Below are 13,290 nucleotides of genomic sequence, written 5' to 3'. Positions count from 1 at the left end.
TACCTACACTATCCACGACTAATCTATGCTGCAACTCCGAGGACCGACGAGGGGGGAGAACCGGCGCGAGGTGGCGACTCACGGCATGTACCGGCGGCGCGACACGCGCCGCGAGCAGCTGGTCGCGGAGATCACCAACAACCTCCGGCGGTACTCGGCGGACGCCCAGCAGGTGGGCCACGCCTTCGCCAACCTGCACGGCCTCAACCCGACCGACCTGCAGGCGTTGATCGCGGTGATGGACGCCGAGCTGCTGGGTGCCCCGATCACTCCCGGCCGCCTCGGTGAGCGGCTCAACCTCTCCTCCGGCTCGGTCACCGCCCTGATCGACCGACTGGAGCGGGCCGGCCACATCCGCCGGGACCGGGACACCGTCGACCGGCGCAAGGTGCTGCTGCACTACGCCGACCAGGGCGCCGCCCTGGCCATGGAGTTCTTCCGGCCGCTGGGCGCCCGTACCGACACGGTGATGGCCCGCTTCAGCGAGGACGAGCTGGAAGTGGTGCAACGGTTCATGGGGGAGATGAGCGAGTCTGTGCGGGCGCACCGTGACGAGGTGCGCGCCACCCGGCCCGAGCCGCTCCGCCGCCCGACGGGCTGACCGGTGCCGGCCCGCCTCGTCACCCGCCTCGCCGGCGCAGTGCTGCGGCTGCCACCGACCCGACCCGGCCCGGTGCGGGTCACCCGCGACATCCCGGTCCGGGCCCGCGACGGTGTGGTGTTGCGCACCGATCACTACGCCCCGGCCCTCCGGGACGCGCCGACCGTGCTGATCCGTACCCCGTACGGGCGGGGCGGACCGCTGCGGCTGCTCGGCCGGCTGCTCGCCGCGCGGGGTCGGCACGCGGTGATCCAGTCGTGCCGGGGCACCGACGGCTCCGGTGGGACGTTCGCCCCGCTGGTGCACGAGCGCGACGACGGAATGGACACGCTGGACTGGCTGCGTCGCCAGCCCTGGTGGTCCGGTCAACTCGGCATGTTCGGGGTCAGCTACCAGGGCTTCGCGCAGTGGGCGCTGGCCGCCGACGCCGGCGAGGAACTGCGCGCGATGGTCGCCGTGGTGACCGCCTCGGCCACCCGGGACTCGACGTACGCGGGGGAGTCCTTCGCCCTGGACACCGTGCTGACCTGGGCGGAGCTGCTGCACGCGCAGACCGTGCCGTGGCTGGCCCGGCAGTGGGAGCTCAAGCGGGGACAACCCCGGTTGGCCGCCGCGTTGGAGCACCTACCGCTGGAGGCCGCCGACCGGGTGGCCACCGGCGTGACCATCCCGTTCTTCCAGGAATGGCTGCGCCACCACACCCCGGAGGCCGTCTACTGGCGGACCCGGGTCTTCGCCGACCGGGTGGCCCGGGTGCGGGCGCCGGTGGTCATGGTCACCGGTTGGCACGACATCTTCCTGCCCGCCCAGCTCGACGACCACGCCACGCTGCGCGCCGCAGGGGCGGAGCCGCGCCTGGTGATCGGCCCGTGGACGCACGGCAGCCCCGGCCTGTTCGTGGCCGCCCTGCGGGAGGGGTTGGCCTGGCTCGACGAGCACCTGGCGGCTGCGCCACCGGCGGGCGGCCGGTCCCGCCGCGCCGCGTCCGCCCCGGTCCGGCTGCACGTGGGTGGTCCCGGCGGCGGCTGGCGGGACCTGCCGGACTGGCCACCGCCGGCGGTCGAGACCGCCTGGCACCTGCATCCGGGTGGTGAGCTGGCGGTGCGCCCGCCGGTCGCCTCCGCGCCGGACGAGTTCCGGTACGACCCGGCCGACCCGACCCCGTCGCTGGGTGGGCCGCTGCTCGTGGCCCAGCGGGCCGGCCCGGTGGACAACCGGCGCGTCGAGGCCCGCCCCGATGTGCTGACCTACACCAGCGCCCCGCTGAGCGGGCCGGTCGAGGTGATCGGCCCGGTACGCGCCGAGATCCACGTCCGCAGCGAGCTGCCGCACCTGGACGTCTTCGTGCGACTGTGCGACGTGGACCGTCGAGGTCGTTCGTGGAACGTCTGCGACGGTCTGGTGCGGGTGACACCCGAGCGCTTCCCGGCCGACCCGTCCGGGGTGCTGCGGGTCCCGGTGCGGCTCTGGCCGACGGCGTACCGGTTCGCCGCCGGGCACCGGCTGCGGGTGCAGGTCGCCGGTGGGGCCCATCCGCGGTGGGCGCGCAACCCCGGCACCGGGGAACCCCTCGGTACGGCGGTGACGCTGCGTGCCGGTCGGCGGCAGGTTCTGCATGAGCCAGGCCACCCCTCGGCGTTGTTGTTACCGATCGTCCACTCTGCTCCGCCGCAGCCTCCAATCTGAACAGACCCCTTCTGAGCTGGGCATTCTCCGAAAATGCGGGCTATGGTTGAGTCAACGCCCGGCGCCGTGCATCAATAGGCCGGGCTCGCCTCAAGCCCAGCACCGCGTACGCGGTGTGACGTCGTGCCCGGTCCCCGTTCAGCAGAGAGGGGGACCCCATGACCCGGGCCCCGGCTAACCTACTGGCCGTCCGAAGCCTGCTTCTCACCCATCTGAACGTCGACCCGAAGACCGTCCGCGACGCGGACCTGGAGCCGGCGGAGGTCGGCATCGTCGGCGACCCGGCCCACCGGGGCGGCTACCACTGCGGATCGGACCGGGTGGTCACCAACGACTACTCGGTGGTCGAGTCACCCCGGGACCGCGCCGGCCTGACCCTCGACGCGGCGGCGCTGGACGTCGGCGGGTTCGAGGTCCGCTCCGGTGGCCGTACGCACACCCTGGCCAGCTTCTCGGTCTGGTGCGTGGCGCAGTGCGCCGCGAACGCGGCCGACACCCGGGACATCCGCGAGATTATCTACAGCACCAACGGCACCACGGTGAAGCGGTGGGATCGCCTCGGCAAGCGCACCACCGGCGACAGCTCGCACCGCTGGCACACCCACTTCAGCTTCTTTCGTGACGCCACCAAGGCGGGTCGCGACCAGCGGCCATTGTTCCGCCGCTACCTCAGCTCCATCGGACTCCTGGAGGACGACGACATGACCCCCGAAGAGCACAACTGGCTGGCCACCGTTCACAAGAACCTCACCGTGCTGGACGGCCGCAACCCGGTCGGGCAGATCTACACCCGGATGGCGATGGGTGAGGATGCCACCGTCCCGAACTACGTGCCGGCGCACCCGACGCTGAAGTCGCTCGCCGCGCAGGTGACCACCCTGCAGACCGCACTGACGGCGCTGTCCAAGCAGGACTTCACCGACGAGCCGGCGATCGTCCAGGGCGTGCTGGCCTCGCTGACGCCGGAGAAGATCGCCGCCGCGATCCCGCCCACCATGGCCAAGCAGGTAGCCGACGAGCTGGCCCGCCGGCTGGTCGCCTGAGCGAGGGGCGGCCCGTAGCCGCCGGGTCGCCCCTCTTCACGTTCATTCCGCAACAGCTGTTGGGCAATAAGTATTGCGCAACAGTTGTTGCGGATGCCAGTCTGGCAGTCATGGAAAGCTCCGACGTACGCCAGGTCACCGACTCGCGGGTCCTCGCCGCCATGGCCCACCCGCTGCGCCGCCGGCTGATGGACGTGCTCAAGGTGCACGGGCCGTCGACCGTCGGCCTGCTCGCCGAGCGCACCGACCAGGCACCGGCGAACGTCAGCCACCACCTCAAGGTCCTCGCGGCCGCAGACCTGGTCACCGAGGCCCCCGAGCTGGCCCGGGACCGGCGCGAGCGGTGGTGGCGGCTCGTCACCCGAGGGCTGCGCTGGTCCAACACCGACTTCGACGCCGACCCGGCCGCTCGGGCAGTCGCCGACGCCGCCACCTCGCTCAACCTGGACCGGCACGTCGCACTGGCCCGCGCATGGCACGCCGCCGACGAGGCCGAGCAGGCATCCTGGGACGACGCGCCGTTCTCCACCGACCACTGGCTGCGCCTCACGCCTGCCGAACTGGCCGAGCTGAGCCGCGAGATGATCGGCATCCTCTCGCGCTGGGCCAACCGGGACCTGCCCGACGACGACGCCGACCGCCGGCCGGTCTTCGTGTTCGTCCACGGCGTGCCGGCGCGACCGTGACCGCCGCCACCCGCCGCGACCCGACCCCCGTCCGCCGGGCCGGCGGGTTGCTGCGGCACCGCGACTTCCGGCTGCTCTGGGCCGGCCAGGCCGTCAGCAGCGTCGGCAGCAGTGTCACCACCGTCGCGTTGCCCCTGGTCGCGGTCGCCGTTCTCGACGCCGGCACCTTCCAGGTGGCGGTGCTCACCGCCGCGGCCTGGCTGCCCTGGCTGCTGATCGGCCTGCCGGCCGGCGCCTGGGTGGACCGTCTGCCCCGTCGACCGGTGATGGTGATCTGCGACCTGCTCTGCGCGTTGGCGTTCCTCAGCGTGCCGCTGGCCGCCGTGCTGGACCGGCTCACCGTCATGCACCTGCTGGTGGTCGCCCTCAGCGCCGGCGCCGCGCGGGTCTTCTTCGAGACCGCCGACCAGGTGTACCTGCCGGTGCTGCTGCGACCCGAGCAACTGCCGGAGGGCAACGCCAAGCTACAGGCGACCCAGACCGTGAGCTACGTCGTCGGGCCCGGCCTCGCCGGCCTGATCGCCCAGCTCACCGGTGCCGTCGCCGCGCTGCTGCTGGACGCGCTCACGTTCCTGCTCTCCGCAGCCCTGCTGCTGCGGATCCGCACCGTCGAACCGCGCGTTCGCCGAGTGGACCGGTCCCGATCACTGCGCCGGGACATCGCCGAGGGGCTGCGCTTCGTCATCCGAGACCCGTACCTGCGGGTGCTGACGGTCTTCGGCGCGGCCAGCAACATCGGGCTGACCGGCTACCAGGCCGTCCTGGTGGTCTTCCTGGTCCGTGAGTTGCGTCTCGAACCGGGCCTGGTGGGCGCGCTGGTCGGGGTGATGAGCGCCGGAGGGATCATCGGGGCGCTACTCGCCACCACGCTGGCCCGGCGCTGTGGCACCGCACGGGCACTGCTGATCGGGGCGGTGCTCACCGGCCCGCCCGCACTGCTCATCCCGCTGGCCGCGCCCGGCATCGGGTTGGCCTGGCCGGCCCTCGGCGGCCTTTTGATCGGCCTCGGCGTGACCATCGGCAACGTCGTCAAGGGAGCCTTCCGGCAGACCTACACGCCGCACCACCTGCTGGGCCGGGTGACGGTGAGCATGCATCTGCTCAACTACGGCACGATCCCGTTGGCAGCCGTGCTGGCCGGTGCCGTCGGCGCGCACTACGGCGCCAGGACGGCAATCGTCGTGATGACCGCCTGGCTGGCGGTCACCCCGTTGATTCTGTTGATCGGGCCAATCCGGAGGCGGCGGGACCTGCCCGCCGCCCCGGCGGCGTCTTGAGTGCGCTGCGACGGCGGCCGGAGACCGGCCGCCGTCACCGGCACGAGCTAAATCGGGCGGACGTTGTCCGCCTGCGGACCCTTCTGCCCCTGGGTCACCTCGAACTCGACCTTCTGGCCCTCGTTGAGCTCCCGGTATCCGCTCGAAGCGATGGCGGAGTAGTGGACGAACACGTCCGGCCCTCCACCGTCCTGCTCGATGAAGCCGAAGCCCTTTTCCGAGTTGAACCACTTAACCGTGCCGGTTGCCATGCATCTCTCCCTGTTCAAAGCGGCTGACCCTCGGCCTGTGGCCGATGATCGCCCGTACCTGTCCGACAGTAACGGGCAAAACCCGGATCCGCTGGCCGAAGTGCCGTAGGTCTTTCTGTGAAGTCGGGTGAACTCTGCGCGCCGGCACGTGAAAGCCGCCCCGACCACCCTCCGCTGGGGCATGCTTGCGCCGATGAAAGGTACCGCAGCCGACGCGCTGACCGAGCTGGAGCGCGAGATCGACGCGCCGGGCGCAGGGCTGGACCGGCTCCGGTTGATGCCCACTCCGTTCGTCCCCGAGGTGCGTCTGTACCTGGCCGAGGACGCGATCGTCTGGTGGGCTCGGATGGAGGCCGCCGCCGGGCACCCCCTGCCCGCGCCGTACTGGGCGTCCGCCTGGGCGGGAGGGCAGGCCCTGGCCCGCCACATCCTCGACCACCCGGAGCTCGCCGCCGGCCGCCGGGTGCTCGACCTCGCCGCCGGATCGGGACTGGTGGCCATCGCCGCCGCGCTGGCCGGCGCCGCAGAGGTGATCGCCAACGACATCGACCCGTACGCCGTTGCCGCCGTCACACTCAACGCGCGGGCCAACCAGGTCGCCGTCGACGCCTTCGGGGACGACCTGCTCGACCGCACCGACGCGGAGGCCGACCTGGTGGTTGCCGGGGACGTCTTCTACGACCGCGCGATGGCCGACCGGATGCTGCCGTACCTGCAGAGGGCCGCCGCCGGAGGTGCCGAGGTGCTGGTCGGCGACCCCGGCCGGGGGCACCTACCGGCGGACCGCCTGACCGTGCTGGCCGACTACCCGGTGCCCACCACCGAACCGTCGGTCGACTCGTCGCTACGGTGGGTGCAGGTGCTGCGACCCGACTGAGGTGGAGACGCCGCCTCAGGGGCGACCCCGAGGCGGAAACCAGGGGTTGCTGGGGGCTACGACCGGATGTCCAGGGTGGTGGGACGGCCATAGCGTACGAGGCATGACGCAATGGCTTGCCCAGATCGGAGAACTGCCCATCCTGCTGCTGATGGGTGCGCTCGGGCTCGTCATGCTCTTCGACGCCGTACCCCTGCTCGGTGTCCTGATCCCCGGCGACGTGGCGATCCTGGCCGCCGTCGGGGTGGGCCGCCCGACCACCGGGCTGGCCACCTTCGCCGCGGTGCTGGTCGGCTGCCTGGCCGGCTGGTCCCTGAGCTTCCTGATCGGCCGGCGCTACTCCGAGTCGCTGCGACACAGTCGGATCGGCGGCTGGATCGGTGAGACGCGCTGGACGGCGGCGGAGGGAATCCTGCGACGCGGTGGCGGCCGGATGATGGTCGTCGCGCCGTTCCTGCCCGTGTTCAACGCGCTGCTTCCGCTGGCCGCCGGTGGGCTGCGGATGTCGTACCGTCGATTCCTCGGCTGCGCGACGATCGGCGCGGCCGCCTGGGCCGGTCTCTACCTCGCGCTGGGCACCGCGTCCCGGTCGCTGGCCGGGCTGCTGCCGGGGGAGCCCAGCCCGCTGCTGGTCACCATGGGGGTCGGGCTGGTGTTGGCATTCGTCGTGCTGCTGGGGGCTCGGCGACGGCTCTTCGCTCTGACCGGCTGAGCTGTCTCTGGTTGCGGTGGTGGGGCGGGGGCTCTTGGTTGCGGTGGTGGGCGAGGGTTCTTGGTTGCGGTGGTGGGGCGGGGGCCTGCCGTGCCCGGCTCCGGGCGGTCAGGCTTGATCCCTCCGCCGGGCACGGCAGGCCCCCGCCCCCGTCGTGCTGGCGGCTCGTCCGTTGGTGCCGCGTCCGCCGACGGGGGTTGGATCTTGGCGGTGTTCGGTCAGCGTTTGGTGATCTTGGTGGTGGGGTTACCAGCCTCGGGTTCGCCACTGGGGGAGGGCTGGGCGTTCTGCTCCCAGGGTGCTGTCCTTGCCGTGGCCGGGGTAGAACCAGGTGTCGTCCGGCAGCTGGCCGAACAGCTTGTGCTCGACGTCGTCGATCAGCGCGGCGAAGCGCTCCGGGTCCTTGTCGGTGTTACCGACACCACCGGGGAAGAGGCTGTCGCCGGTGAAGAGGTGCGGGGTGCCGGCCGGGTCCCGGTAGAGCAGCGCGATCGAGCCCGGGGTGTGCCCCTTGATGTGGATGACCTCCAGCGCGCAGTCGCCGACCGGCACGGTGTCGCCGTCGGCCAGGCGCTCCGCCTCGATCGGCAGCCCGGCCGCGTCGTCGGCGTGCACCAGCACCCGTGCCCCGGTCTTGGCGACCACTTCCTCCAGCGCCACCCAGTGATCCATGTGCTGGTGGGTCGTCACCACGGCGGTGAGCCCGCCGTCGCCGATCAGCTCCAGCAGCCGGGGTGCCTCGTTGGCGGCGTCGATCAGCACCTGATCACCGGTGCCCGTGCAGCGCAGCAGGTAGGCGTTGTTGTCCATCGGGCCGACCGACAGCTTGCTGATGGTCAGCCCGTCCAGCTCGCGTACCGCCGGCGCGCTGCCGTGGGTGACGTCTCCGCTGTATGTCATGAGGTTTCTATATCCATTCCGGTGGAGTAGGCAGGGGACCGTCGGGGGTGACGGAGAGCGGGTCGCCGTTGGCGCGGCCGATCAGCCAGGCGGCGAGGTCGGAGACGGGACCGGCGACGATCGGGGCGCCGGCGCGGTCCCCGATGACCACCTCGTGCTCGCTGCCGTCGAGGCGGAGCACCATCGACGGCGGTGTCGGCCCGTTCGCGTGATGGGTGGCGGCCTCGCGCAGCAGTCGGTGGGCGAACGTCTCCGACCAGTCGGCGGGTCGGTAGTCGGCCGCCAGGTCGAGGTGGTGCACCTCGATCTCGCGCAGGCGGCCCCAGACGAGCAGGGCTGCCGGCCACGGACCCCGACGTGCCTGCACCGTCGCCGCCCAGGCCTCGGTCGGCATCGCCGCGACCGCCTCGGTGAACAGGTCCGCGGTACGCCGCAGGTCGTCCAGGTGCTCGGCGGGTGGCCGGACCGAGCCGGCGTCGATGTCCGCCGTGCGGGCCGCCAGAGACGCGTACATCGGCAGCGACTCCCCGGTGCGGGCAGCGGTGAGCAGGTTGACGAAGCCGTCGGCGTTGCGCGCCAGATGCGCCAGCACGTGGCCGCGCGTCCATCCCGGCAGCAGCGACGCGGCGGCCAGGTCCGCGGCGTCGAAAGAAGCGGCGGTACGCAGGAGCCGGCTGGTGGCCGCGTCCACCTCGCCCATCAGCAACAGCGGATCCGTGGTCACCCGTCGACCCTAGCGGTCCGCCGGCGCGCCGTCGCCGGGGAAATCGCTTTCGGCGCGTCGGCCCGCCACCTACCGTCAGCGGCAGACGCGGCACCGGGACATCGGACGGAGGTGGTGATCATGCCGGACGTGGCACGCGTGTTCCGCCATCACCAGCTTCGACACCGATGAGGATGCCATGACGATCGATCTGACCGCCCTCGGCTGGGACGCCGAGCGGGCGGCGTACGCCGCGCGACGCGGCGAGCACCACCCCGGTCGGGTGGCCCGGGTGGACCGAGGGGTCTGCACGGTGCTCACGGTGGCCGGGCCGGTCCGGGCCAGCCTCGGCGGGGCGGTGCTGGCCGCCGCCGCCCGAGACCCGTCCGCGCTGCCCTGCGCCGGGGACTGGGTGCTGCTCACCCACTGGCCGGACCGCCGCGTCACCGTGGAGGCGGTGTTGCCGCGACGGGCCGCGCTGATTCGGCGTACCGCCGGCAAGGACGCCAGCGGCCAGGTGCTGGCCGCCAACCTCGACGCGGCCGCCGTGGTGGAGCCGGTGCACCCCGAGCCGGATGTGGCCCGGATCGAGCGACTGCTCGCCCTGGCCCACGAGTCCGGCGCCCGGCCGCTGGTCGTGCTCACGAAGGCCGACCTCGCGGCCGACCCGGCCGCGCTGGCCCGCCAGTTGGCCGCGGTCGCCCCCGGGGTGCCGGTGCTGCCGGTCAGCGCCGAGCGTGGCATCGGGTTGGGCCCGCTGCGCGCCGAGGTGACGCCCGGCCGCACGCTCGGCCTGCTCGGGCCGTCCGGTGCCGGCAAGTCGAGCCTGGTCAACGCCCTGGTCGGGGCGGTGATGATGCCCACCCAGTCGATCCGACGGGTCGATGGCAAGGGGCGGCACACCACCACCTGGCGGGCGCTCGTGCCAATCCCTGGCGGCGGCGCGGTGATCGACACACCCGGTGTGCGGGCGGTCGGCCTGCTGGACGGCGCGGCCGGGCTCGACCGGGCGTTCGCCGACATCGCCGGGCTGGCCGTGGGCTGCCGGTACGCCGACTGCGGGCACGACGGCGAGCCCGCCTGCGCGGTCCGCGATGCGCTGCACACCGGCGAGCTCTCCACCCGCCGGTGGGAGAACTGGCGGCGGTTGCAGGGGGAGTTGGGCCACGAGAGCCGACGGCGCGAGGCGCGGGTGGCGGCGGAGCGGCGCGGCGGGTGGCGTTCGGCCCGGCGTCGGGCGGCCCGGCCACCGGCCCCCGGGGGCTACTGACCGGACGCGGCCGACCGGGCTGAGCTGGGGGAATGTGCGGGCGGGGAAAACTGTCATACCTCGGAGCTAGAGTTGCCGAGGCGTGTTTTCCGCGCCCGCACGACCGCTCCGAACCACCCCAGAGCGGGACAGATCCTTCGCTTCATCTTCTCCCGGGAGTACACGCACAGTGGCCGACCGACTGATCATCCGTGGCGCGCGCGAGCACAACCTGCGTGACGTCAGTCTCGACCTGCCCCGGGATGCGCTCATCGTGTTCACCGGGCTGTCCGGGTCGGGCAAGTCGAGCCTGGCCTTCGACACGATCTTCGCCGAGGGGCAGCGCCGCTACGTCGAGTCGCTCTCGTCGTATGCCCGGCAGTTCCTCGGTCAGATGGACAAGCCAGACGTCGACTTCATCGAGGGCCTGAGCCCCGCCGTCTCCATCGACCAGAAGTCCACCTCGCGCAACCCGCGCTCGACCGTCGGCACCATCACCGAGGTCTACGACTACCTGCGCCTGCTCTACGCCCGCATCGGCGAGCCGCACTGCCCGGTCTGCGGCGAGCGGATCTCCCGGCAGAGCCCCCAGCAGATCGTCGACCGGGTGCTCGCCATGGCCGAGGGCACCAAGTTCATGGTGCTCGCCCCGGTCATCCGTGGCCGCAAGGGCGAGTACGTCGACCTCTTCGCCGAGCTGCAGGCCAAGGGCTACGCCCGGGCCCGGGTCGACGGCGTGGTGCACCCGCTGACCGAGCCGCCGAAGCTCAAGAAGCAGGAGAAGCACACCATCGAGGTGGTGATCGACCGGCTCACCGTCAAGCCGAGCGCCAAGCAGCGGCTGACCGACTCGGTCGAGGCCGCCCTGGGCTTGTCCACTGGTCTGGTGCTGCTCGACTTCGTCGACCTCCCGGAGGACGACCCGGACCGGGAACGCCGCTACTCCGAGCACCTGGCCTGCCCCAACGACCACCCGCTGGCCATCGAGGATCTCGAGCCCCGGGTCTTCTCCTTCAACGCGCCGTACGGCGCCTGCCCGGAGTGCACCGGCCTGGGCACCAAGAAGGAGGTCGACCCGGAGCTGCTGGTCCCCGACCCGGAGCGCAGCCTGCGTGAGGGCGCCATCCAGCCCTGGTCCACCGGGCACAACCTGGAATACTTCCTGCGCCTGCTGGAGGCCCTCGGCCAGGCCCAGCACTTCGATGTCGACACCCCGTGGCGGGCGTTGCCGGCGCGGGCGCAGAAGACGATCCTGCACGGCTCCGACGATCAGGTGCACGTGCGCTACCGCAACAAGTACGGCCGCGAGCGCTCCTACTACACCGGCTTCGAGGGCGTGGTGCAGTGGATCGAGCGCCGGCACTCCGACACCGAGTCCGAGTGGTCCCGCGACAAGTACGAGGGCTACATGCGCGACGTGCCGTGCGCGGCGTGCGGCGGCGCCCGGCTCAAGCCCGAGGTGCTCGCGGTCACGCTGGCCGGCAAGAGCATCGCCGAGGTCTGCAACCTGTCCGTGGGGGAGTGCGCCGACCTGCTCGCCAGCATCGAGCTGACCGACCGGCAGAAGATGATCGCCGAGCGGGTCCTCAAGGAGATCAACGCCCGGCTGCGGTTCCTGCTCGACGTGGGCCTGGACTACCTCTCCCTGGACCGTCCGGCCGGCACGCTGTCCGGCGGTGAGGCGCAGCGCATCCGGCTGGCCACCCAGATCGGCTCCGGCCTGGTGGGCGTGCTCTACGTGCTCGACGAGCCGTCGATCGGGCTGCACCAGCGCGACAACCACCGGCTGATCGAGACCCTGATCCGGCTGCGCGGGCTGGGCAACACGCTGATCGTGGTGGAGCACGACGAGGACACGATCCGCACCGCCGACTGGATCGTCGACATCGGGCCCGGCGCGGGTGAGCACGGCGGCAAGATCGTGCACAGCGGTTCCGTGCCGGCGCTGCTGAAGAACAAGGAGTCGATCACCGGGGCATACCTGTCCGGGCGTCGGTCGATCCCGACGCCGACGGAGCGCCGCCCGCAGGATCCGGCCCGGGAGTTGGTGGTGCACGGCGCGCGCGAGCACAACCTGCGCAACCTGAGTGTCTCGTTCCCGCTGGGTCAGCTGATCGCGGTCACCGGGGTCAGCGGCTCGGGCAAGTCGACGCTGGTCAACGACATCCTGTACGCGGTGCTGGCCAACCAGATCAACGGCGCCCGGCTGGTGCCCGGCCGGCACACCCGGGTCTCCGGTCTGGAGCACGTGGACAAGGTCGTCGGCGTGGACCAGTCGCCGATCGGCCGGACGCCGCGCTCCAACCCGGCCACCTACACCGGGGTCTGGGACCACGTCCGCAAGCTCTTCGCCGAGACCACCGAGGCGAAGGTGCGCGGGTACGGCCCCGGCCGGTTCTCGTTCAACGTCAAGGGTGGGCGCTGCGAGGCGTGTTCCGGTGACGGCACCATCAAGATCGAGATGAACTTCCTGCCCGACGTGTACGTCCCCTGCGAGGTCTGCAAGGGCGCCCGGTACAACCGGGAGACCCTTGAGGTGCACTACAAGGGCAAGACCGTCTCGGACGTGCTGGAAATGCCGATCGAGGAGGCCGCCGAGTTCTTCTCCGCCATCCCGGCCATCCACCGGCACCTCAAGACCCTCGTCGACGTCGGCCTGGGCTACGTCCGCCTCGGCCAGCCCGCGCCGACCCTCTCCGGCGGTGAGGCGCAGCGGGTCAAGCTCGCCTCCGAGTTGCAGAAGCGCTCCACCGGGCGGACGGTCTACGTGCTCGACGAGCCGACCACCGGTCTGCACTTCGAGGACATCCGCAAGCTGCTGATGGTGCTGGAAGGGCTGGTCGACAAGGGCAACACGGTGATCACCATCGAGCACAACCTCGACGTGATCAAGACGGCCGACTGGCTGATCGACATGGGTCCGGAGGGCGGCCACCGGGGCGGCATGGTGCTCGCCACCGGCACCCCCGAGGAAGTCGCCGAGGTGGCTGAGAGCCACACCGGTGAGTTCCTGCGGCAGGTGCTCAAGCTCGACGGCAAGGCCAAGGGCGCGGCCGCCGCCACCACCCGGGCGGCCAAGGCCAACGGTGTGACCAAGGCACGGGCCAGCCGCAAGGTGCCGGCCGGCGCGCGCTGACCTTGGTTCGTCGTTCCGGAGGCCGCCGCGGCGGTCGACGGCGTGGCAGTGGTGGGGCGGGTTCGATCGGGTTGGCGCGCGCCGATTGCGGCGCGGGCGAGCCGGTCTGGAGCCCGCCCCGTCCCATTTCCTGGGTCGGACAAGTGCTGCGATGAACCATCCGGCACAG

At 71.8% G+C, this 13,290-nt stretch carries 12 protein-coding genes; 9 read left to right on the top strand and 3 right to left on the bottom strand.

The genetic code is table 11. The features are described from left to right. The first annotated feature begins 85 nt into the window (after positions 1-85). From PCA76_RS23185 to PCA76_RS23165, 5 genes are all read left to right on the top strand, one after another. Positions 86-601: a MarR family winged helix-turn-helix transcriptional regulator gene (locus PCA76_RS23185; protein ID WP_272619545.1), complete on the top strand. Its 516-nt coding sequence runs from the start codon at positions 86-88 to the stop codon at positions 599-601. 3 nt (positions 602-604) lie between these two features. Beyond that, a complete protein-coding gene (locus tag PCA76_RS23180) occupies positions 605-2,287 on the top strand; it encodes a CocE/NonD family hydrolase (RefSeq protein WP_272612580.1) in 1,683 nt (560 codons plus the stop codon). Between the two features lie 158 nt (positions 2,288-2,445). Next, a complete protein-coding gene (locus PCA76_RS23175; protein WP_272612579.1) occupies positions 2,446-3,330 on the top strand; it encodes a hypothetical protein in 885 nt (294 codons plus the stop codon). 110 nt (positions 3,331-3,440) lie between these two features. After that, positions 3,441-4,016: an ArsR/SmtB family transcription factor gene (locus PCA76_RS23170; protein WP_272612578.1), complete on the top strand. Its 576-nt coding sequence runs from the start codon at positions 3,441-3,443 to the stop codon at positions 4,014-4,016. Next, complete coding sequence (locus tag PCA76_RS23165) at positions 4,013-5,293, top strand: MFS transporter (protein WP_272612577.1); 1,281 nt, start codon at positions 4,013-4,015, stop codon at positions 5,291-5,293. The genes PCA76_RS23170 and PCA76_RS23165 overlap by 4 nt, the downstream gene beginning before the upstream one ends. Before the next feature lie 47 nt (positions 5,294-5,340). Here PCA76_RS23165 and PCA76_RS23160 read toward each other — a convergent pair whose 3' ends face one another. Continuing rightward, positions 5,341-5,544 carry a cold-shock protein gene (locus PCA76_RS23160; RefSeq protein WP_229400095.1) on the bottom strand — a complete coding sequence of 68 codons (204 nt, stop codon included), beginning with the start codon at positions 5,542-5,544 and terminating at the stop codon, positions 5,341-5,343. 193 nt (positions 5,545-5,737) lie between these two features. Here PCA76_RS23160 and PCA76_RS23155 point away from each other — a divergent pair, with 193 nt between their 5' ends. Both PCA76_RS23155 and PCA76_RS23150 read left to right on the top strand, forming a co-directional pair. Next, complete coding sequence (locus PCA76_RS23155) at positions 5,738-6,421, top strand: class I SAM-dependent methyltransferase (RefSeq protein ID WP_336298014.1); 684 nt, start codon at positions 5,738-5,740, stop codon at positions 6,419-6,421. A gap of 103 nt (positions 6,422-6,524) precedes the next feature. Beyond that, complete coding sequence (locus PCA76_RS23150) at positions 6,525-7,133, top strand: DedA family protein (protein ID WP_272612575.1); 609 nt, start codon at positions 6,525-6,527, stop codon at positions 7,131-7,133. A gap of 246 nt (positions 7,134-7,379) precedes the next feature. On the opposite strand, the gene PCA76_RS23145 is transcribed toward PCA76_RS23150, so the two are convergent. Both PCA76_RS23145 and PCA76_RS23140 read right to left on the bottom strand, forming a co-directional pair. After that, on the bottom strand, positions 7,380-8,033 hold the full coding sequence (locus PCA76_RS23145) for an MBL fold metallo-hydrolase (RefSeq protein WP_272612574.1): 654 nt from the start codon (positions 8,031-8,033) through the stop codon (positions 7,380-7,382). 7 nt (positions 8,034-8,040) lie between these two features. Further along, positions 8,041-8,757 (bottom strand): maleylpyruvate isomerase family mycothiol-dependent enzyme, encoded by a 717-nt coding sequence (locus PCA76_RS23140; RefSeq protein ID WP_272612573.1) that lies wholly within the window; start codon positions 8,755-8,757, stop codon positions 8,041-8,043. Between the two features lie 178 nt (positions 8,758-8,935). On the opposite strand from PCA76_RS23140, the gene rsgA reads away from it, so the two are divergent. Both rsgA and uvrA read left to right on the top strand, forming a co-directional pair. Beyond that, positions 8,936-10,006: a ribosome small subunit-dependent GTPase A gene (gene rsgA, locus PCA76_RS23135; RefSeq protein WP_272612572.1), complete on the top strand. Its 1,071-nt coding sequence runs from the start codon at positions 8,936-8,938 to the stop codon at positions 10,004-10,006. Between the two features lie 169 nt (positions 10,007-10,175). Beyond that, positions 10,176-13,121, top strand: coding sequence for an excinuclease ABC subunit UvrA (uvrA, locus tag PCA76_RS23130; RefSeq protein WP_272612571.1), 2,946 nt, complete (start codon positions 10,176-10,178; stop codon positions 13,119-13,121). Positions 13,122-13,290 lie beyond the last annotated feature (169 nt).

The sequence above is a fragment of the Micromonospora sp. LH3U1 genome (genome assembly GCF_028475105.1).
GTDB lineage: Bacteria > Actinomycetota > Actinomycetes > Mycobacteriales > Micromonosporaceae > Micromonospora.
This window is presented reverse-complemented; position numbering and strand designations above follow the sequence as displayed.